Raw genomic sequence first — 19,301 nt, forward strand, 5'->3', positions numbered from 1 at the left:
GGCGTGCAGGGGAGTCCCCGCAGGACGACGAACAGATACCCGGGTCCGCTGCGTACCCGCGGAACGTTCGTCGTTTGAGGAGACGCCCCGGAGGGGCCCCGGACCCCCACCCACCGGGCAGGGGCACACCCCGCGGGGCAGGCCGCACCGTTCAAGCCCGTCCGGCGATTGAGGACGGAACCCCGCGCCCCGGACCGGGGCGAACAACGAGGGGGCCCGCAGCCCGGACCACCCCACACCCCGCGGAGCACCCGCACCACATCAAGCCCGTCCGGCGATTGAGGACGGAACCCCGCGCCCCGGACCCGGGCGAGCAACAGGGGGCCCGCGCCCCGGACCCGGGCGAGCAACAGGGGGCCCGCGCCCCGGACCGGGGCGAGCAACAGGGGGCCCGCGCCCCGACCGGGGCGAACGGCGGGTCCGCCCCGGCCACCGTGTCCGGAAAGAGGCGTTGTCACCGGCTGTTTGTGAGCCACTCCACAGTGTTCACCCGTATGGGCCACCCCCACTCGTGGCACACTGATCGTGTACCAGCAGCAGCGCACTCCGGGGTCGGTGTAATTCCGAACCGGCGGTTATAGTCCGCGACCCGTCCGCATCCAGCGGCCGGTTGACCAGGTGAGATTCCTGGACCGACGGTTAAAGTCCGGATGGGAGGCAGTGCGCGGCGGGCCGTTTCGCGGGTACGCCGCCGTCGGCGGATGGTTTTCGGGCGACCGATCCATCCGTTTTTTCGGGCATATCGGCGTCCTCGTACCGCGTTCCGCTTCATCTGTCGTCATCGACAGGCCCCGGAGTCCGTGCCCGAAGAGGCAGGAGGACCCGGTGGACACCGCAGCCGACACGACCGCCATGCGCCGAGCCGTCACGCTCGCCGCCCGTGGTCTCGGCTCCACCAGCCCCAATCCGGTCGTCGGGTGTGTCGTCCTCGACGCGACGGGACAGCCCGTCGGTGAGGGCTTCCACCAGCGCGCCGGCGGGCCGCACGCCGAGATCCACGCCCTGCGCGCGGCCGGCGGGAAGGCCCGTGGCGGCACGGCCTACGTCACCCTCGAACCCTGTAACCACACCGGTCGCACCGGCCCCTGTGCACAGGCGCTCATCGAGGCCGGGATCGCCCGGGTCGTGTACGCGGTCGGCGACCCGAACCCGCAGGCCACGGGCGGTGCGGACACCCTGCGCAGCGCCGGGGTCGCCGCCGAGCGGGGTCTGCTCGCCGAGGAGGCCGAAGCGGTCAACGCCGCCTGGCTGACCTCGGTGCGCCTCGGCCGCCCGCACGTCACGTGGAAGTACGCGGCGACCCTCGACGGCCGCATCGCGGCCGCGGACGCCACCAGCCGCTGGATCACCTCCGCCGAGTCCCGCGCCGACGTGCACCGGCTGCGCGCCGAGGCGGACGCCGTGGTGGTCGGCTCCGGCACCGCCCGCATCGACGACCCCCAGCTCGGTGTCCGGGGCGTCGACGGCGCCGTCCAGCCGCTGCGGGTCGTCGTCGACACCGCCGCCACCGCCGTACGGCCCGGCGCCCGGGTCCTCGATCCCACCGCGCCCACCGTGGTCGCGGTCGCCGATGACGCCGACGCCGGCCACCTCCCCGATGCGGCCGTGCTGCGGCTGCCGCGCGCGGCCGGCGGCCCCGGGCTGGACCTGCCCGCTCTCCTCGCCGCCCTGCACGGACGCGGCGTCCGCTCCGTACTCCTCGAAGGCGGGCCGACCCTGGCCGGGGCCTTCGTCGCGGCGGGACTGGTCGACAAAGTCGTCGGCTATCTCGCCCCCGTCCTCCTCGGCGCCGGCCCCGCGGCCCTCGCCGACGCCGGAATCACCACCATCGACCAGGCGTTGCGCCTCGATGTGACCGAGACCGTTCGCATCGGGCCCGATCTGCGCATCACCGCCGTCCCCGGCCCCGCCCGGAAGGAAATCTGAGTGTTCACCGGAATTGTCGAAGAACTGGGTGAGGTCACCGCCGTCGAGCAGCTCGGCGACGCCTCACGATTCCGCCTGCGCGGGCCCGTCGTGACCGAGGGCGCCAAGCACGGCGACTCGATCGCCGTCAACGGTGTCTGCCTGACCGTCGTCGACTTCGGCGAGCACGAGTTCACCGCCGATGTGATGGCCGAGACCCTGAACCGCTCCAGCCTCGGCGCGCTGGCGACCGGCTCCCGGGTCAACCTGGAGCGTCCGATGGCACTCGGCGGCCGGCTCGGCGGACACATCGTCCAAGGACACGTCGACGGCACGGGCCGGATCCTCGAGCGCAAGGTCTCCGAGAACTGGGAGATCGTGAAGATCTCCCTCCCGGCGGACCTGACCCGCTACGTGGTGGAGAAGGGGTCCATCACGGTCGACGGCGTGAGCCTGACCGTGGTGGACGCCGGGCCCGACTACTTCACCATCAGCCTCATCCCCACCACCCTCGCGCTGACCACGCTCGGCATCAAGGAGCCCGGCGACCCGGTCAACCTCGAGGTGGACGTCATCGCGAAGTACGTCGAGCGGCTGCTCGGCACCTCCGCGCAGGAGCCCGAGGAGCCGTCCAAGTGAGTGCCCTGCACTGGCTGAACTCGGAGGCGTTCACCGTCTTCGACCAGCACATCATCTGGTCCGACATGATCGGCAACACGATCGGTCTGATCGCCCTGACCCTGGGCTGGCTCCGCTCGATCTGGACCTGGCCCGCCCAGCTGCTGTCCGGCGTCGTGCTGGTCGCCGCCAACGTCTCCGTGCACCAGGCGGGCAGCGTCGGCAAGCAGCTGATCGTCATCGCGGTGGCCGTCTGGGGCTGGCAGCAGTGGACCCGCGGCCGGCAGCAGGCCCAGGACGGCACCATCGCCGTACGGTTCGCCACCTGGCGCGAGCGCGGCTACCTGCTCGGCGGCGCCGCCGTCGGCACCCTCGCGGTCGGTGGCCTGTTCACCGCCTTCCCCTCGCTCTCGTGGAGCCCGTGGGCGGACGCGTACATCTTCGCCGGCACGCTCGTGGCGATGCTCGCCCAGGCCCGCGGCATGGTCGAGTTCTGGTTCGCCTGGCTCCTCGTCGACCTGGTCGGCGTACCGCTCAACTTCCACAGCGGTCTCGCCTTCTCCGGTCTGATCTACGTCGTCTACGGGGCCCTCGTCCTGTGGGGCATGCGCGACTGGTGGCTGCGTACGCGGACACCCGCTCTGAAAGGAGCCACGGCATGACTGCCCAGCCCACCTGGTTGCACCGCGATCACGACGTACCGGCCGAGGACCTCGCCCTCGACCCCGTCGAGCAGGCCATCCGTGACATCGCCGCAGGCCGGCCCGTCGTGGTCGTCGACGACGAGGACCGGGAGAACGAGGGCGACCTCGTCATCGCGGCCGAGAAGGCCACGCCCGAGATCGTCGCCTTCATGATGAGCGAATGCCGCGGACTCATCTGCGCGCCCATGAAGGACGACGAGCTGGACCGGCTCGAACTGCCGCAGATGGTCGAGCACAACACCGAGTCGATGAAGACCGCCTTCACCGTCTCCGTCGACGCCTCGGCCGCCCACGGCGTGAGCACCGGCATCTCCGCCGCCGACCGGGCGACCACGCTCCGGATGCTCGCGGGCGGCACGGCGGGCCCCGGCGACTTCGTGCGCCCCGGTCACGTCTTCCCGCTGCGCGCCCGCTCCGGCGGGGTGCTCGTGCGCAACGGTCACACGGAGGCCGCCGTCGACCTCGCCCGCCTGGCCGGACTGCGGCCCGCCGGCGCGATCGTCGAGATCGCGGGGGAGGACGGCGTCATGCTGCGGCTGCCCCAGCTGGTCCCCTTCGCCCGCAAGCACGGGCTGACGATCATCTCCATCGAGGACCTGATCGCCTACCGCCGGACCTCCGAGCCGACCGTCCGCCGCGAGGCCGAGGTCCGGCTGCCGACCAACTTCGGCGCCTTCACCGCGTACGGCTACCGCTCCACCGTGGACGGGGTCGAACACGTCGCCCTGGTCCACGGCGACATCGGGGACGGCGAGGACGTCCTGGTCCGGGTCCACTCCGAGTGCCTGACCGGCGACATCTTCCAGTCGCAGCGCTGCGACTGCGGTCCCCAGCTGCACGCCTCCATGCGGCGCATCACGGAGGAGGGCCGCGGCGTGGTCGTCTACCTGCGCGGCCACGAGGGGCGCGGCATCGGACTGCTGTCCAAGCTGCGCGCGTACGAACTCCAGGAGCGCGGCGTCGACACCCTGGACGCCAATCTGGAGCTGGGCCTGCCCGCCGACGCGCGGGACTACGCGGCCGGCGCCCAGATCCTCAAGGACCTCGGCGTCCGAGGCCTGCGGCTCATGACGAACAACCCCGAGAAGACCGCCGCGATCCTGCGGTACGGCCTGACCGTCACCGGCCGGGAGCCGATGCCGGTCCAGGCCGGCGAGCACAATCTGCGGTACCTGCGCACGAAGCGCGACCGCATGGGCCACGACCTGCCCTGGCTCGACGCCGCCACGGTGTCGACCTGCGGCAACCAGTGACCCACCCGCACTTCCAGTAGTCACCCGACCGAGATAGGCAGATACATGAGTGGCAAGGGCGCACCCGAACTGTCCGTACGCAACTGCGGCGACCTGCGCGTCGCGGTCGTCGCGGCGCAGTGGCACGAGAAGGTCATGGACGGGCTCGTCGACGGCGCACTGCGCGCGCTGCACGAGCTGGGCATCGACGAGCCGACCCTGCTGCGGGTCCCCGGCAGCTTCGAGCTCCCGGTCGTCGCCAAGGTGCTGGCCGGCCGCGGGTACGACGCGATCGTCGCCCTCGGTGTGATCATCCGCGGCGGCACTCCCCACTTCGAATACGTGTCCCACGGCGTCACCAACGGTCTCACCCAGGTCGCCGTCGACACCGGCGTTCCCGTCGGCTTCGGCGTCCTCACCTGTGACACCGAGGAGCAGGCACTCGACCGGGCCGGCCTGGACGGGTCCAACGAGGACAAGGGGCACGAAGCGGTCACCGCCGCCGTCGCCACCGCCACCACACTGCGCACCGTCAGCGAGCCCTGGCGCTGAGTGCGGGTCCAGGACCCCGTATTCTTAGCGACATCATGGCGAACAAAACCTTCGAAGAGCTCTTCGCCGAGCTGCAGCTCAAGGCCGCCAACGGCGACCCCTCCACCTCACGTACCGCCGAACTGGTGGACAAGGGCGTGCATGCCATCGGCAAGAAGGTCGTAGAGGAGGCCGCCGAAGTCTGGATGGCCGCCGAGCACGAGAGCAAGGACGCCGCCGCCGAGGAGATCTCGCAACTGCTGTACCACGTCCAGGTGATGATGGTCGCGCGCGGAATCTCCCTCGACGACGTCTACGCCCACCTCTGAGCACGACCGCACCCCTCCGCCCGTACCCGCACACCCCTTTCGCAAAGGAAACCCGACCTCATGCTGCGCATCGCCGTCCCCAACAAGGGTTCACTCTCCGGGCCTGCGATGGCGATGCTCCATGAGGCCGGGTACCAGCAGCGCAAGGAGTCCAAGGAACTCGTCCTCGTCGACCCGGAGAACCAGGTCGAGTTCTTCTACCTGCGCCCCCGCGACATCGCGATCTACGTCAGCTCGGGCCGCCTCGACATCGGCATCACCGGCCGCGACCTGCTGCTGGACAGCGGAGCCGACTCCGAGGAGATCCTCCAGCTCGGCTTCGCCCGCTCCACCTTCCGCTACGCCACCAAGCCCGGCACGGCCGAGGGCCCACAGGACTTCGACGGTCTGACGATCGCCACCTCCTACGAGGGCATCGTCGCCAAGCACCTCGCGGACGTCGGCGTCAACGCCTCCGTCGTCCACCTCGACGGCGCCGTCGAGACGGCCATCGAGCTCGGCGTCGCCCAGATCATCGCCGACGTCGTCGAGACCGGCACCAGCCTGCGCAACGCGGGACTCGAAGTCATCGGCGAGCCGATCATGAAGTCGGAAGCGGTCGTCATCCGCCGCACCGGCGCCCCCGGCGACGACCCCAAGGTCCAGCAGTTCCTGCGCCGCCTCCAGGGCGTCCTGGTGGCCCGCAGCTACGTGATGATGGACTACGACTGCCGCGTCGAGCACCTGGAGCGCGCGGTCGCCCTCACCCCGGGCCTGGAGTCGCCGACCATCTCCCCGCTGCACCACGAGGGCTGGGTCGCCGTCCGGTCCATGGTCGCCGCCAAGGAGGCACAGCGGATCATGGACGACCTGTACGACCTCGGCGCCCGCGCCATCCTCACCACGGCCATCCACGCCTGCCGCCTCTGACGGCAGGGACGGAGGAAGACCATGTCAGCTCCCGCACCCCCCGCCCTGCCGGTCACCTTCCGGCCCACCCTGACCCGGGTGGTCCTGCTGAGCGTCGGGGCGGTGATGTTCGCCGTCATCACCGTCGTCGCCTTCACCCTGGAACAGCTCAGCGGGGGTGAGCGGGCCAGTTTCGTCTTCACCGCGCTGCTCTTCTTCGGCGTCCTGGCGCTGCTCAGCCGCCCCAGGATCGTGGCGGACGACAGCGGGGTGACGGTGGTCAACCTCACCCGTAGCCGGCGGCTGTCCTGGGCGGAGATCGTGCGCGTCAACCTGCGGGCCGGTGACCCGTGGGTCTTCCTCGACCTCAGCGACGGGACCAGCATGCCCGCCCTCGGCATCCAGCCCGGAATCGCCAAGGCGCAGGCCATCCGCGACGCCCGCACGCTCCGCGATCTGGCCGATATCCACGGCGCCGGCACGGACAACCGCTGAGCCCCCTGCCCCGTACCGGCTCTCGTTGATTACTCTGGAGGGTGGCGGCGCCCTGTGCGCCCCGCCCCGCACCAGAGGCCCCCGAGGCCGGCGGGGCTTTCCTGCGACCCAAGGAGTGACTCCCTCCAGCAATGGACGGATCGTCCGGTAGTACCTGCGCCGCCCCTTCTGCGGAGGCGGCGGCATGACCACCCCCCTGCTGCTCCTCGGTGCGGCATTCCTTCTCATCCTCGCCAACGGTTTCTTCGTGGCAGCCGAGTTCGGGCTCGTCACCGTGGAACGCGCGGACGCCGAACGCGCCGCCGCCGAGGGCGACCGACGGGCCCGAACCGTCGTCGACGCCCTGCGCGAGCTCTCCTTCCAGCTCTCCGGCACCCAGCTCGGCATCACCATCACCTCACTGGTGGTCGGCATGCTCGCCGAGCCGGCGCTCGCCCAGCTGCTGAACGGCCCCCTCTCCCTGACCGGTCTGCCCGACGGTGCCGTCCCCGGCATCAGCGTGGTCGTCGGCATGCTGCTCGCGGCCGCCGTCCAGATGGTCATCGGCGAACTCGTGCCGAAGAACTGGGCGGTCTCCAAGCCGCTTCACGTCGCACGGTTCGTCGCCGGACCCCAGCAGGGGTTCACCCGGGTCTTCCGCCCGGTGATCGGCCTGCTGGACACCGCCGCCAACCGGCTGGTGCGGCTCCTGGGCGTCGAGCCGGCCGAGGAACTGGCGTCCGCCCGTACGCCGGGGGAGCTGGTCTCCCTCGCGCGCCACTCGGCCGAGGCCGGCACCCTCGAACAGGACACCGCGGACCTCTTCGTGCGCACCCTGTCGCTCGCCGGGCTCACCGCCCAGCACGTGATGACCCCGCGCGTGAAGGTCAGCGCCCTCCAGTCCACCGCCACCGCGGCGGACGTGCTCAACCTCACCCGGGCCACCGGCCTCTCGCGCTTCCCCGTCTACCGGGAGCGCATCGACGAGGTCGTCGGCATGATCCACCTCAAGGACGCGCTCGCCGTCCCCGCCCAGGACCGCCTGCGGACCCCGGCCGGCCGGATCGCCGTGCCGCCGCTGCTGGTGCCCGAGACCCTGCCGGTCGAACAGCTGCTCCAGCGGCTGCGCAAGGAGCAGCCGATCGCCGTCGTGGTCGACGAGTACGGCGGCACCGCCGGGGTCGTCACTCTGGAGGACATCATCGAGGAGCTCGTCGGCGAGGTGCGGGACGAGCACGACGCCGAAGGCGCCGACCGCCCCGAGCTGGCGGCAGCAGCCCCCGAGGACGGGCGGCCCGCCTGGGACGCGGAAGGCAGCTGCCGGGTACTGACCCTGCGCCGGATAGGTCTCGACGTGCCCGACGGCCCCTACGAGACCGTCGCCGGGCTGGTCGCCGACCTGCTCGGCCGGATCCCCGCCCCCGGGGACCGGGCCGAACTCCCCGGCTGGCGGATCGCCGTCCGCCAGGTCGGTCACTACCGGGCCGAGAAGGTCCGCTTCGTGCGCCTGGCCGACACGCCCGCGCCGGCCGCCACGCCGTCCCGCCGCGTCCTGGAGGCTGCGCGATGAGCCTGGTCCAGTTGCTCTTCGCCGGACTCCTCGTCCTGGCGAACGGCTTCTTCGTCGGGGCGGAGTTCGCCCTCGTCTCGGTGCGCCGCAGCCAGGTCGAACCCCTGGCGGCAGCGGGGTCGAGCCGGGCCCGCAAGGTGCTGTACGGCCTGGAGAACCTGCCGCAGATGATGGCGGCCGCCCAGTTCGGCATCACCGTCTGCTCGCTGACCCTCGGCGCCGTCGCGGAACCGACCGTCGCCCGTCTGCTGGAGCCGGTCTTCCACGCGGTGCACCTGCCCGACGGGATGATCCACCCGCTCGGCTTCGTGGTGGCGCTGGTCCTCGTCGTCTTCCTCCATCTCGTCATCGGCGAGATGGTCCCGAAGAACCTGGCGATGGCGGCCCCGGAGAAGACCTCGCTCTGGCTCAGCCCGGGCCTCGTCGGCTTCGCCCGTCTCTGCCGTCCGGTCACCTCCGCGCTGGGCGCCTGCGCCCGGCTGGTGCTCCGGCTCTTCGGGGTCGAGCCGAAGGACGAGGTGGAGGCCGTCTTCACCAGCGAGCAGCTCAACCGGCTCGTGGAGGACTCCGGACAGGCCGGGCTCCTCGAACCGGAGGCGCAGGAACGGCTGGAGGACGCCCTGGAGCTGGGCAGCCGGCCCGTCACCGACGTGCTCCTGCGCCGGGCGTCCCTGGTGACGGTGGACCCTTCCGTCACCCCGCGCCGGATCGAGGAGCTCACGGTGCGCACCGGCTACTCGCGCTTCCCCGTCTGCGCCGAGGGCGGCGGCCCGTTCATGGGCTACCTGCACGTCAAGGACGTCCTGGACCTGGAAGACGGTGAGCGGGCCGTCCCGCAGCACGTGTGGCGCCCCATGGCGACCGTACGGGCCGAACTGCCCCTGGACGACGCCCTGACCGTGATGCGCCGCGCGGCGACGCACCTGGCCCAGGTCGCCGACGCGTCGGGCCGCGTGCTCGGCCTGGTCGCCATGGAGGACGTACTGGAAATGCTGGTCGGAGAGGTACGGGACCCGGCCCACCGGGTCTCGGAGCCCCGCCGCACCGACGAGCGGCAGACCGGTTCGGACGAGCTGTCCGCCCTGGTCGGTTAGCCGGCTCAGCCCCCGCCCGCCGGGAGTCCTCCCCGGCGGGCCGGGGGCCGCGCCCGCAGACAGTCCGCCCCGGCGGGGCGGGAGCGTCACACCTCGGGCGGTTCCTGCCGGCCCCGCCCCACCGGCCCCCGCCCGGACAGCACCTCGCCGTACGCCTGCATCAGGTCCGGCAGCCGCAGCGTCGCCAGATCGTCCCGCCCCGGCACCGTCCCGTATCCCGAGAGCCGCAGATCACGGTAGGCGCAGCTCTTCTCGTACAGCGTGCGCAGGAAGCGTCCGTTGCCCAGCTCGTCGAGCCAGCCCTGGTCGACGACGTGGCCGCTGATGGACCGCAGCTCCTCCAGCGCCTCCTCGTCCCACACGTCCCCGTTCTCCGCGGCCAGCACCTCGCCGATGGAGGTGAGCTCCAGCGGCCGGTAGCTGGGGAAGTCCACCCGGGTCGTGAAGCGCGACGAGAGCCCCGGGTTGGCGGACAGCAGCCGGTCCATGCCCTCCGGATAGCCGGCCAGGATGACGACGAGATGGTCCCGGTTGTCCTCCGCGCGCTTGAGGAGGACCTGCAGGGCCTCGTCGCCGTACGCGTCGCCCTTGCTGTACCCGGTGTTGGAGAGGCTGTACGCCTCGTCGACGAAGAGCACCCCGCCCAGCGCCGAGTCGATCAGTTCGTTGGCCTTCACCGCGGTCTGGCCGAGGAACTCGCCGACCAGGTCGGCCCGCTGGGCCTCGACGAGATGGTCCCCGCCGAGCAGGCCCAGCGCGTAGAACACCCGGCCGAGGATCCGGGCCACCGTGGTCTTGCCGGTCCCGGACGGCCCCGAGAACACGAAATGCCGCTTCGGCGGCTGTACGGGCAGCCCCTGGCCCGTGCGCAGCCGCGCCATGTTCAGCTGTGCCGACAACGCCTTGACCTGCCGCTTCACCGGTTCCAGGCCGACCATACGCTCCAGTTCCGCCAGCGCCTCGGCGAGCAGCACGGGGTCACTGGGCCCGGCCGGGAACGGCTGCGGCGCGGACTGTCCCGGGACCGCGGTCTTCCGCCGCGCCCCGCCCGGAGGCACCCCGACGCCGGGCAGGTCCGGCGCCTCGACGCCGGGCGGCAGCTCCCTGCCGTCGACCAGATCGGTGCCCAGCAGGTCCGTGCCCAGCAACGAGTCGCCGTCGGGCTGCGCCTCCGCGTACGTGCCGTCGGCGCCCAGGCCGGTCAGCGAGACGGCGGCCAGGCCGGCCGCCTCCTCGGAGCCCTCCAGCCCGTCGTAGTCCGCGATCGCGGCGAGCCGCGCGGAGGTGTCCATGAACGCCGGGTCGATGCGGTGGACCGCGCGGTACAGGGGCAGTGCGGCCGCGCTGCGGCCCGTGCCCTCGTGCGCGCGGGCCAGCCAGTAGCGCAGCTCCTTGCGCTGCGGCTGCTCGCTGCGGCAGCGCATGAGCGCGGTGGACAGCAGGGGCTCGGCCTGCCCGTACATCTCCAGCCGCACCCGCGCCATCCCGCCGAACAGGCCCGCCTCGATGCCCAGCAGCGGATCGTCGATCAGCTGCTCCGTATGGCGTACGAGCTGTTCCCAGTCCTTGACGAGGTAGGAGCGGCAGGCGTGCAGGAAGCGGACCTGAGCGTCGGCGTCCACCGGCGGAAGGCCGGCCAACGCCCGGTCGAGCTCCGGCACATGACGGCCGTCCAGCCAGTGCGAGGCGTGCGCGAGCAGCAGATCGCGCGGGCTCTCCAGCACCGGCTGCACCCACCAGCCCAGCCAGTACCACGAGTTGAGTGTGCGCCGGTGGCGCCCGCGCTGATCGCCGAACCGCTCGCGATGGCGGTACATGTGCAGCAGCGCCGTGGTCGTGTCGACCCGCAGCGCGTGGAGGCCGAGCCAGGCGTCCGCCATGCCGGGATCGAGGCGCACCGCGGCTCTGAACTCCTCCTCGGCCTGCGGATAGGCGCCCATCGTGTAGGCGTCCACGCCGCGCAGCCACGCGAGGTCGGCCGGGGCCTGTGCGCCCTGCGTGCCGCTGTCCATCAGGTCCCCCACCAACCGTGCCCCCAGGATGTCCCGTCGCACGACGGCCCGCCGAGGCGCGCCGAATCACTGTGCCATGGACGGGAATTGACCGCACCGAGAGGCATCGTACCTGCGCAGGGAGTGTGCGACTAAGGGCGCCGCAGGCCGAAGACGGGCCGTGACCCACGGTAAGCGGAGGGGGGTGCGCCGGGGCCGGAAAGGGGCGTCGGGCACAGAGCGAAGCCCCCGATCACGGGGGAACAACCGGGGGCTTCGCGTCTGCGGGGGCTCCGAAAAGCCGCACATTGAGAACGTAAGACCTGTACCGCCCCCGGGTCAAGCAGAGTTGAGGCACTTCCGGTCCGATTTCCGACTGCTCAGTATGGCGGTCCGGAGTGATCACGGTGGGTGACGGAAGGGTTCGTTCCCGCTGTCGGAGGACGTCCCTCCAGCCACTCGTATCCCACGGGCAACTGGCGTACCAGGGCATCGGCCCAAGGGCGCGAGGGATCGGCCGAGAAATGAGCCGCCTCGGCGGCCGTCCAGCCGTCCCAGAAGGCGCTCAGCGCCGGTCCGTCCCGCCGACGGCCCCGCTCCCAGGAGTCGGCCGCCGGCAGGTCCATCCACACCAGGTGGGCGAGGGCGGGGCGCAGCGCCCGCCGTCCCGCGCCGACGCCCTCGATCAGCACCAGCGGGGCCGGGGCCAGGGTGCGCGGCGGCCCGAAGCCGCGGGCCGTCCAGTCGTACGGCGCGTAGCGGGCGGTTTCGCCGCGCGAGAGCGGGCCGGTCACCTGCTCCCGCAGCCTGCCGGTCCAGCCGAACAGCTCCTCGTGGGTGGCCAGATCGTCCAGGTGCAGCACGGGGGCGTCGCCGAGCTCCGTCGCGAGCCGGGCGGCGAACGTGCTCTTGCCCGATCCCGCGTGGCCGTCGACGGCGATCAGCCGGACCGGACCGCAGGAGGGCGGCAGGGTGCGCAGCCGTGCGGCCAGGCGCGAGAGGTCGTTCATGGCCCCAGCCTATGAGCCGGTGCCTGGCAGCCCGGCAAGCAGCCGCAGGTCACGCCAGTGGTCCAGACCCATATTGGTCCGTCGACGCGAGCAGAATCGCTGGCCGAAACGGCGGGTGACCCGTAATAGTTGGGCACTGCCGTGCACCCGCAGCCCCACTCCGCTGACGACCGGGGGTCTCGCCCATGCCCAGTCCGACCTCACGCAGAACCGTGCTCACCGCCGCGCTCGCGGCAGCGGCCGGCACCGCGGCGGTGCCGGCCGCCGCCGCTGCCGCTCCGTCACGTCATCCGCACCACGCACCTACGGCTGCCGCCTCGCTCGTGGACAACCGCGCCTGGACCACGTACACCGACTGGCGCTGCGGCTCGGGCGCCGGGACCCGTGCCGTCGCGGGCCGCCGGGCGGGTCTGGTGATCGGACACCCGCTGGGGCGCACCGACTACACCGACCCGCACACCGGCACCACCGCGGCGTGGGACTACGCCACCTGGACCTCACCGGTCCACCGCTCCGCCGTCCCGGCCACCGAGGTGATCGCGTCCTGGAACGCGGACACGCCCGCCGGCACCTGGATCCAGATCGAACTGCGGGGCAGCTACTCGGACGGCACCGACACCCCGTGGTACGTGATGGGCCGCTGGGCCGCGGGCGACGGCGACATCCGCCGTACCTCCGTCGACGACCAGACCGACGGCAAGAGCTCGATCTGGACCGACACCTTCTCCGTGGACGACGCGGCGAGCGGTCTGCGCCTGCTCTCCTACCGGCTGCGGCTGACCCTGTACCGCACACCGGGCACCGACTCGACCCCCACCGTGTGGCGGCTGGGCGCGATGGCCTCGGACGTTCCCGACCGCTTCACCGTGCCCGCCTCCACTCCCGGCCTCGCCCGGGAGCTGCCGGTGCCGCGGTACTCGCAGAACGTGCACGTGGGGCAGTACCCCGAGTACGACAACGGCGGCGAGGCGTGGTGCAGCCCCACCTCCTCGCAGATGATCATCGAGTACTGGGGCCGCAGGCCCAGCGCCGAGGACCTCTCCTGGGTCAAGCCGGGACTGGAGGACCCGCAGGTCTGCCACGCGGCGCGCTTCACGTACGACAACCAGTACGAGGGCTGCGGGAACTGGCCGTTCAACGCCGCCTACGCGGCGACGTACGAGGACATGAGCGCGGCGGTGACCCGGCTCGGCTCGCTGAAGGACCTGGAGGCCCTGATCGGGGCCGGCATCCCGGTCATAACGTCGCAGTCGTTCCTCAAGACGGAACTGACCGGCGCGGGCTACGGCACCTCGGGCCACCTGATGACGGTGATCGGCTTCACCGGGGACGGCGATGTGATCGCCAACGACCCTGCGTCGCCGAGCGACGAGGCGGTGCGGCACGTCTACCTGCGGCAGGAGTGGGAGAACATCTGGCTGCGGACGAAGCGTTACGACGCGAACGGCAAGGTCAGAAGCGGTACGGGCGGGGTCTGCTACGTCTACTGGCCCTCGGACCCGACGCCGGGTCAGCGCCGGGTCCTGAAGTCGTTCGGCCTGCTGTAGCCCCTTACGGGGCCACGGTCGCCTCACCCCGGACGCCGGCGTGACGCGTCCGGGGTGAGGCGGCCGTTCAGGAGCGGACGAGCGGCGTGTCGACCAGGTGCTCGGCCAGGAACCACGCCTGCAGTTCGCCGGTCCTGATCACCTGCGAGACCAGCAGGTCGTTGGTGCCGTCGTCGCCCAGCTCGGCGGTGCGTGCGGCGGCGTCATGGGCCTCGATCAGGATGGTCTCGTGGGCTTCCAGCAGCCGGGACAGCATCGCCGGCACCTGCTCCACACCGTCCGGCGGACGCGGGATCGACGTGATCTCCGCGACGTGCCGGGGGTCGCCGACCGCCACGCCACCCAGGGACTGGACGCGCTCGGCGAGGGTGTCGACGATCTCCAGCTGCTCGCCCGCGTGCTTGTCCAGCACGAGGTGCAGCTGGTAGAAGGTCGCGCCGCGCATCAGCCAGTGATGCTTCTTGTAGAGGCCGTAGAGGATCTGCGTGTCCGCGAGGACCTTGTTCAGCCGCTGGCACGAGTACATCCGGGCCTCGTACGACAGGCCGAGCGGGAACTGCTTCACGGTCCCGAACTCCTGGATCACTTCACCCTTCTGGTGGAGCCACGGCTGGCTGCCGCTCACGTGAGGGGAGCTGATGGTCATGAGGGGCCTCCTGCGGTGCTGTGCCGGGTGTACTCGAGCGACGGTAGGCGGCGCGAGGAGTCCCTCTTTGCTCCGCAGCGCACGCGGGGGAGCCCGTCCGTGCACAGCGCGCCCCGCGCCCGCCGGAAGAAGGCCCCTGGCCGCCTCGTCCTCCGCGGCGCCGGGGCTCACAGGTGCGCCGGGCACGGTGCGGACGGGGCTCAGACGGTGGGCGGGGCCGCGGCGTACTCCTCGTCGGTGACGGGGGTCAGCCAGTGCACGACGTCGTGGTCGGCATCGCCCTCGTTGATGGCCACGTGGACCATCAGCCGGTTCTGGGCGGCGCCGTGCCAGTGCTCCTCGTCGGCCTCGAACAGGACCCGGTCGCCGGGCCGGATGACCTCCACGGGCCCGCCGCGGCGCTGGCACAGGCCGACGCCTTCGGTGACGAAGACGGTCTGGCCCAGCGGGTGGCGGTGCCAGTGGGTGCGCGCGCCGGGCATGAAGTGCACCAGGGAGGCGGTGACCCGGGACGGCGCCGGGGCCGCGGCGACGGGGTCGATGTAGACGTCGCCGGTGAACCAGTCGGCCGGGCCCTTGACGGTGTCGATCGAGCTTCGGGTGATCTGCATGGTCGTTCCTTCGCAGTGCGCGCTTGGGGCGGGCAGTGTCCGGGCCGGCGTCCCCGTACGGCGACGCCGGCCCGAGAGAGGTCAGGGCTTGAGGAGGGTCTTGATGGCGCGGCGTTCGTCCATGGCCTTGTAGCCCTCGGCGACCTGGTCCAGGGGGAGGGTGAGGTCGAAGACCTTGCCCGGGTCGATCCGGCCGGTCAGGACCCGCTCGATGAGGTCGGGGAGGTAGCGGCGTACGGGGGCGGGGCCGCCGCGCAGGCCGACGTGGGAGAAGAACAGCTCCTGGCCGTCGACGGCGACTTCGTGGGGGACGCCGACGAAGCCGACGGTGCCGCCGGGGCGGGCCGAGTGCAGCGCCTGCTGCATGGCCTGCGCGGTGCCGACGCACTCCAGCACGCTGTCGGCGCCGATCCCGCCGGTGAGGTCCTTGATCCGGGCGATGCCTTCCTCGCCGCGCTCGGCGACGATGTCGGTGGCCCCGAACTCCAGGGCGAGGTCCTGCCGGGAGGCGTGCCGCGACATGACGATGATCCGCTCCGCGCCCCTCTCCTTCGCCGCGATCACGGCGCACAGGCCGACCGCGCCGTCGCCGACCACCACGGCGGTCGAGCCGGGCTTCACCTCGGCGGCGTCGGCGGCCCACCAGCCGGTGCCCATGACGTCGGAGACGGCCAGCAGGCCGGGCCACAGCTCCTCGCCCGGGATGTCGTCGGTGGCGACGAGGGTGCCCTGGGCGTGGGGGATGCGCACGTACTCGGCCTGGCAGGTGCTCATGAACTCGCGGTTCAGGCAGTTCGACTGGAAACCGTTGCGACAGTTCGCGCAGGTGTTGTCCGAGGTCGCGAACGAGCCGACGACGAACTGGCCCGGCTTCACCGAGGTGACCTCGGAGCCGACCTCCTCGACGAAGCCGACGTACTCGTGCCCCATCGGGTGCGCCGCGTCGGTCGGCTCCGCACCGCGATACGGCCACAGGTCCGAGCCGCACACACAGGTCACGGCCGTGCGGATGACCGCATCCGTCGGCTTGAGGATCTTCGCGTCGTCCACGGTCTCGAAACGCACATCGCCGGGGGCGTGGATCACTGCTCCGCGCATGAGGGGTCCTTACAGGTAAGGGCGAGCGGTACCGGGGGACGTACCGGCCGCCGATGACGGTTGAGGGCCCGGCACAGGCGGCGAGAGGCCGACCCGGGCCGGATGCGGGCGCACGGCCCGCCCGCGTTCGGGGCCGGACGGGAAAGCGCCACGTCATCCAGGTAACCCCCTCCACGCACGCCCAGCGAGTCACCAGCGAGAGGTGTACCGGCAGTACACCTCTGCGACCGTGCGCGAGACGTACCGTCGAAGGCGTGGACAACACTCAAGAGGTCCGCGAGTTCCTCACCTCGCGGCGTGCCAAGATCACCCCGGAGCAGGCGGGAATGCCCTCCGGCCCCCGGCGACGCGTCCCCGGCCTGCGCCGCAGCGAGGTCGCGGCCCTGGCCGACATGAGCGTGGAGTACTACGCCAAGCTGGAACGCGGCAACCTCGCCGGCGCCTCCCCGGCCGTCCTCGAAGCCGTCGCCCGTGCCCTGCGGCTCGACGACGCCGAACGCGCCCACCTCCTGCGGCTGGCCCAGGCCGCCGACGGCTCCGACACCCTCGCCCGCCCCCGCCGCCGCACCCCCCGCCAGTGGGCCCCGCACCGCAGCCTCCAGTGGACCCTGGACGCGATCACCGCCGGACCCGCCTTCGTACGCAACGGCCGCATGGACATCCTCGCCACCAACCAGCTCGCCCGCGCCTTCTACGACGACGTCTACGCCACACCGCACAACCAGGCGAACCTCGCCCGCTTCCAGTTCCTCGACCCCGCCGCCCCGCGCTTCTACCCGGACTGGGACCAGGCCGCCGACATCGTCGTCGCCATCCTGCGCACCGAAGCGGGCCGCGACCCGCACGACAAGGACCTCCACGACCTCGTCGGTGAGCTGTCCACCCGCAGCGACGCCTTCCGTACCCGCTGGGGCGCCCACGACGTCCGCCACCACGGCACCGGCTCCAAGCGCTACCACCACCAGGCCGTCGGGGAACTGACCCTCGCCTACGAAGGCCTCGACATGGCCGCCGAACCCGGCCTCACCCTCACCGTCTACACCGCCGAACCCGCCTCCCCCTCCGAAGAGGGCCTGCGCCTGCTCGCCTCCTGGGCCGCCACCCAGGAGGCGACCCCCATCGCGCGGCAGGCGGCCGGCTGAGCGCAACGCGAAAGCCGCGCGGACCACCCCGAAGGGCACGTCCGCGCGGCAGGCGTTACGGCTACGGCCGCGTCAGGTGGTCGCGCGCACGGCGTCACCGATCAGTTCGGCGACTTCCCTGGGCCGGGAGACGGCGACGGCGTGGGAAGCGCCGTCGAGCTCCACCACCGTCGCTCCGGCGCGCTCGGCGCCGAAGCGCTCCACCTCCGGGTTGATCGCCGCGTCCGCACCGGCCACGAGCGCCCAGGACGGCTTGGTCACCCACGCGGCGGCCGAGGCCGTCTCCGTGAACGAGGACGCGGCCAGCGGGCGCTGCGCTGCCGCCAGGACCTTGGTGACGGCGGCCGGGACGTCCGCGGCGAATATCGCGGGGAACGCCTCGGCGTCGATGGTGACCTCGACCGCGGGTTCCCCGTCACCGCCCGGGTACGTCGCCTCCTTGAGGTTGCTGACCAGCGCCGAGAGCGGGAAACGCCCCTGCAGCTCGCCGAGGCTCTCCCCCTCTTCGGGGATGTAGGCCGCGACGTAGACCAGGCCGACGACGTTCTCCGCGGTGCCGGCCACGGAGATGACGGCACCGCCGTACGAGTGTCCGACCAGGACGACGGGGCCGTCGATCTGGGAGGCCGCCGAGGCGATGTACGCGGCATCGGAGGCCAGGCCCCGGAGCGGGTTCGGCGGCGCCACCACCGGGATGCCCTGGTTCTGCAGCTCCGCGATGACGCCGGACCAGCTGCCGGCGTCGGCGAAGGCGCCATGGACGAGCAGGGCGGTGGGGGTGGTGACCATTCGTGTACTCCTTGGAGAAGGTGAGCCGGGACGCTGGATCAGCGGCTGTGCAGTGCGGTGCGCAGGGTGGCGACGGCCTGGCTGATGGCGCCTTCGGCGGCGTGGGTCTCGCGCAGGGCGTTGAGCATCACGAAGTCGTGGATGACGCCCTGGTAGCGGACGGCCGTGACGGGGACGCCTGCCTGGCGGAGCTTGTTGGCGTAGGCCTCGCCCTCGTCGCGCAGGACGTCGGCCTCGCCGGTGATGACCAGGGCCGGGGGCAGTCCGGTGAGCTGCTCGGTGGTGGCCCGCAGGGGGGAGGCGGTGATCTCCGCGCGCTGCTTCTCGTCGGTGGTGTACTGGTCCCAGAACCACTGCATGCCGTCGCGGCGCAGGAAGTAGCCCTCGGCGAACTGGTGGTAGGACGCCGTGTCGAAGCTCGCGTCGGTGACGGGGTAGAACAGCACCTGCTGGACCAGCGGGACGTCGCCGCGCTCCTTGGCCATGAGGGTCAGCGCGGCGCTCATGTTGCCGCCGACGGAGTCACCCGCCACCGCGATGCGGGTGGCGTCCAGGTCCTTGGCGGCGCCCTCGGTGACGATCCAGCGGGCGACCGTGTAGTTCTGCTCGATGGCGACCGGGTAGCGGGCCTCGGGGGAGAGGTCGTACTCGGGGAAGACCACGGCCGCTTCCGCGCCGACGGCGAGTTCCCGGACGAGCCGGTCGTGGGTGTGGGCGTTGCCGAACACCCAGCCCGCGCCGTGGATGTAGAGGATCACCGGCAGGGGGCCCTCGGCGCCGGCCGGACGGACGATGCGGGCCCGGACGCTGCCCGTCGGGCCGCCGGACACGGTGACCCACTCCTCGTCGACGGCCGGCTTGGCGATGTCGCCGGACTGCACCTCGTCGACGGCCTTGCGGCCCTCGGCCGGCGCCAGATCGAAGAGGTACGGCGGGTTCGCGGTGGCTTCGGCGAAAGCGGCCGCGGCCGGCTCCAGGACGGGCTGGACCGGCTCGACAGTGGGGGACATGCGAACTCCTCAAAAACATATGGGGGTGCCGGTGTCTCCGGCGAGGCGGCCTCCAGTAAGGCGCGAGAGCACAGGGCCGCCTCCGGCCACGCTAGAACCGCGAAGACGCCTG

19 protein-coding genes and 1 riboswitch are annotated in these 19,301 nt (G+C 71.9%); of the genes, 12 read left to right on the top strand and 7 right to left on the bottom strand.

From position 1 onward, the window contains the following. Positions 1-537: 537 nt before the first annotated feature. Positions 538-668: riboswitch (FMN riboswitch) on the top strand. Between the two features lie 157 nt (positions 669-825). The 10 genes from ribD to ABZ454_RS34540 all read left to right on the top strand — a co-directional run bounded on the left by ribD (position 826) and on the right by ABZ454_RS34540 (position 9,345). Beyond that, positions 826-1,926 (top strand): bifunctional diaminohydroxyphosphoribosylaminopyrimidine deaminase/5-amino-6-(5-phosphoribosylamino)uracil reductase RibD, encoded by a 1,101-nt coding sequence (ribD, locus tag ABZ454_RS34495; RefSeq protein ID WP_359543492.1) that lies wholly within the window; start codon positions 826-828, stop codon positions 1,924-1,926. Next, on the top strand, positions 1,927-2,544 hold the full coding sequence (locus ABZ454_RS34500; RefSeq protein ID WP_356318815.1) for a riboflavin synthase: 618 nt from the start codon (positions 1,927-1,929) through the stop codon (positions 2,542-2,544). It begins immediately after the preceding gene. Further along, positions 2,541-3,185: a nicotinamide mononucleotide transporter family protein gene (locus tag ABZ454_RS34505; RefSeq protein ID WP_359543493.1), complete on the top strand. Its 645-nt coding sequence runs from the start codon at positions 2,541-2,543 to the stop codon at positions 3,183-3,185. The genes ABZ454_RS34500 and ABZ454_RS34505 overlap by 4 nt, the downstream gene beginning before the upstream one ends. Then, entirely contained in the window at positions 3,182-4,480 is a 1,299-nt protein-coding gene (locus ABZ454_RS34510; RefSeq protein WP_359543494.1) for a bifunctional 3,4-dihydroxy-2-butanone-4-phosphate synthase/GTP cyclohydrolase II, read from the top strand. The genes ABZ454_RS34505 and ABZ454_RS34510 overlap by 4 nt, the downstream gene beginning before the upstream one ends. A 45-nt stretch (positions 4,481-4,525) precedes the next feature. Further along, positions 4,526-5,011 carry a 6,7-dimethyl-8-ribityllumazine synthase gene (gene ribH / locus ABZ454_RS34515; protein WP_356318818.1) on the top strand — a complete coding sequence of 162 codons (486 nt, stop codon included), beginning with the start codon at positions 4,526-4,528 and terminating at the stop codon, positions 5,009-5,011. A 35-nt stretch (positions 5,012-5,046) separates the two neighbouring features. Further along, a complete protein-coding gene (locus tag ABZ454_RS34520; protein ID WP_018524273.1) occupies positions 5,047-5,319 on the top strand; it encodes a phosphoribosyl-ATP diphosphatase in 273 nt (90 codons plus the stop codon). A gap of 60 nt (positions 5,320-5,379) precedes the next feature. Next, a complete protein-coding gene (gene hisG, locus ABZ454_RS34525; RefSeq protein ID WP_356318819.1) occupies positions 5,380-6,228 on the top strand; it encodes an ATP phosphoribosyltransferase in 849 nt (282 codons plus the stop codon). 21 nt (positions 6,229-6,249) lie between these two features. Next, positions 6,250-6,702, top strand: coding sequence for a PH domain-containing protein (locus tag ABZ454_RS34530; protein ID WP_356318820.1), 453 nt, complete (start codon positions 6,250-6,252; stop codon positions 6,700-6,702). Positions 6,703-6,886: 184 nt separating this feature from the next. Further along, entirely contained in the window at positions 6,887-8,251 is a 1,365-nt protein-coding gene (locus tag ABZ454_RS34535) for a hemolysin family protein (protein ID WP_356318821.1), read from the top strand. Then, on the top strand, positions 8,248-9,345 hold the full coding sequence (locus ABZ454_RS34540) for a hemolysin family protein (RefSeq protein ID WP_359543495.1): 1,098 nt from the start codon (positions 8,248-8,250) through the stop codon (positions 9,343-9,345). The genes ABZ454_RS34535 and ABZ454_RS34540 overlap by 4 nt, the downstream gene beginning before the upstream one ends. A gap of 86 nt (positions 9,346-9,431) precedes the next feature. On the opposite strand, the gene ABZ454_RS34545 is transcribed toward ABZ454_RS34540, so the two are convergent. Both ABZ454_RS34545 and ABZ454_RS34550 read right to left on the bottom strand, forming a co-directional pair. Beyond that, positions 9,432-11,357: an AAA family ATPase gene (locus ABZ454_RS34545; protein ID WP_359543496.1), complete on the bottom strand. Its 1,926-nt coding sequence runs from the start codon at positions 11,355-11,357 to the stop codon at positions 9,432-9,434. Positions 11,358-11,716: 359 nt separating this feature from the next. Next, positions 11,717-12,346, bottom strand: a complete 630-nt coding sequence (locus tag ABZ454_RS34550) for a hypothetical protein (protein WP_359543497.1) — start codon at positions 12,344-12,346, stop codon at positions 11,717-11,719. 185 nt (positions 12,347-12,531) lie between these two features. On the opposite strand from ABZ454_RS34550, the gene ABZ454_RS34555 reads away from it, so the two are divergent. After that, positions 12,532-13,893 carry a peptidase C39 family protein gene (locus ABZ454_RS34555; protein ID WP_359543498.1) on the top strand — a complete coding sequence of 454 codons (1,362 nt, stop codon included), beginning with the start codon at positions 12,532-12,534 and terminating at the stop codon, positions 13,891-13,893. Between the two features lie 67 nt (positions 13,894-13,960). On the opposite strand, the gene ABZ454_RS34560 is transcribed toward ABZ454_RS34555, so the two are convergent. The 3 genes from ABZ454_RS34560 to ABZ454_RS34570 form a co-directional block, all read right to left on the bottom strand. Continuing rightward, the gene (locus tag ABZ454_RS34560) at positions 13,961-14,539 is read right to left on the bottom strand and encodes a DNA starvation/stationary phase protection protein (protein ID WP_356318826.1); all 579 of its coding nucleotides are present in this window, start codon (positions 14,537-14,539) and stop codon (positions 13,961-13,963) included. 200 nt (positions 14,540-14,739) lie between these two features. Further along, entirely contained in the window at positions 14,740-15,150 is a 411-nt protein-coding gene (locus tag ABZ454_RS34565) for a cupin domain-containing protein (protein ID WP_359543499.1), read from the bottom strand. Between the two features lie 81 nt (positions 15,151-15,231). Next, on the bottom strand, positions 15,232-16,248 hold the full coding sequence (locus ABZ454_RS34570) for a zinc-dependent alcohol dehydrogenase family protein (RefSeq protein WP_359543500.1): 1,017 nt from the start codon (positions 16,246-16,248) through the stop codon (positions 15,232-15,234). A 254-nt stretch (positions 16,249-16,502) separates the two neighbouring features. On the opposite strand from ABZ454_RS34570, the gene ABZ454_RS34575 reads away from it, so the two are divergent. Then, on the top strand, positions 16,503-17,390 hold the full coding sequence (locus ABZ454_RS34575) for a helix-turn-helix transcriptional regulator (protein ID WP_359543501.1): 888 nt from the start codon (positions 16,503-16,505) through the stop codon (positions 17,388-17,390). A 72-nt stretch (positions 17,391-17,462) separates the two neighbouring features. Here the strand turns inward: ABZ454_RS34575 and ABZ454_RS34580 are convergent, their stop codons facing one another. Both ABZ454_RS34580 and ABZ454_RS34585 read right to left on the bottom strand, forming a co-directional pair. Continuing rightward, on the bottom strand, positions 17,463-18,179 hold the full coding sequence (locus tag ABZ454_RS34580) for an alpha/beta hydrolase (RefSeq protein ID WP_356318830.1): 717 nt from the start codon (positions 18,177-18,179) through the stop codon (positions 17,463-17,465). A 38-nt stretch (positions 18,180-18,217) separates the two neighbouring features. Next, positions 18,218-19,189, bottom strand: a complete 972-nt coding sequence (locus ABZ454_RS34585) for an alpha/beta hydrolase (RefSeq protein WP_359543502.1) — start codon at positions 19,187-19,189, stop codon at positions 18,218-18,220. Positions 19,190-19,301 lie beyond the last annotated feature (112 nt).

The organism is Streptomyces sp. NPDC005803, from assembly GCF_040630435.1.
In the GTDB taxonomy this organism is placed as follows: Bacteria; Actinomycetota; Actinomycetes; order Streptomycetales; family Streptomycetaceae; genus Streptomyces.

What these genes read in the sequence shown, in the direction of transcription:
- ABZ454_RS34580 (WP_356318830.1), bottom strand. Translation starts at nt 18,179, where the DNA reads ATGGTCACCACCCCCACCGCCCTGCTCGTCCATGGCGCCTTCGCCGAC.
- ABZ454_RS34530 (WP_356318820.1), top strand. Translation starts at nt 6,250, where the DNA reads ATGTCAGCTCCCGCACCCCCCGCCCTGCCGGTCACCTTCCGGCCCACC.
- ABZ454_RS34535 (WP_356318821.1), top strand. Translation starts at nt 6,887, where the DNA reads ATGACCACCCCCCTGCTGCTCCTCGGTGCGGCATTCCTTCTCATCCTC.
- ABZ454_RS34560 (WP_356318826.1), bottom strand. Translation starts at nt 14,539, where the DNA reads ATGACCATCAGCTCCCCTCACGTGAGCGGCAGCCAGCCGTGGCTCCAC.
- ABZ454_RS34570 (WP_359543500.1), bottom strand. Translation starts at nt 16,248, where the DNA reads ATGCGCGGAGCAGTGATCCACGCCCCCGGCGATGTGCGTTTCGAGACC.
- ABZ454_RS34550 (WP_359543497.1), bottom strand. Translation starts at nt 12,346, where the DNA reads ATGAACGACCTCTCGCGCCTGGCCGCACGGCTGCGCACCCTGCCGCCC.
- ABZ454_RS34555 (WP_359543498.1), top strand. Translation starts at nt 12,532, where the DNA reads ATGCCCAGTCCGACCTCACGCAGAACCGTGCTCACCGCCGCGCTCGCG.
- ABZ454_RS34540 (WP_359543495.1), top strand. Translation starts at nt 8,248, where the DNA reads ATGAGCCTGGTCCAGTTGCTCTTCGCCGGACTCCTCGTCCTGGCGAAC.
- ABZ454_RS34510 (WP_359543494.1), top strand. Translation starts at nt 3,182, where the DNA reads ATGACTGCCCAGCCCACCTGGTTGCACCGCGATCACGACGTACCGGCC.
- ribH (WP_356318818.1), top strand. Translation starts at nt 4,526, where the DNA reads ATGAGTGGCAAGGGCGCACCCGAACTGTCCGTACGCAACTGCGGCGAC.
- ABZ454_RS34585 (WP_359543502.1), bottom strand. Translation starts at nt 19,189, where the DNA reads ATGTCCCCCACTGTCGAGCCGGTCCAGCCCGTCCTGGAGCCGGCCGCG.
- ABZ454_RS34565 (WP_359543499.1), bottom strand. Translation starts at nt 15,150, where the DNA reads ATGCAGATCACCCGAAGCTCGATCGACACCGTCAAGGGCCCGGCCGAC.
- ABZ454_RS34520 (WP_018524273.1), top strand. Translation starts at nt 5,047, where the DNA reads ATGGCGAACAAAACCTTCGAAGAGCTCTTCGCCGAGCTGCAGCTCAAG.
- hisG (WP_356318819.1), top strand. Translation starts at nt 5,380, where the DNA reads ATGCTGCGCATCGCCGTCCCCAACAAGGGTTCACTCTCCGGGCCTGCG.
- ABZ454_RS34545 (WP_359543496.1), bottom strand. Translation starts at nt 11,357, where the DNA reads ATGGACAGCGGCACGCAGGGCGCACAGGCCCCGGCCGACCTCGCGTGG.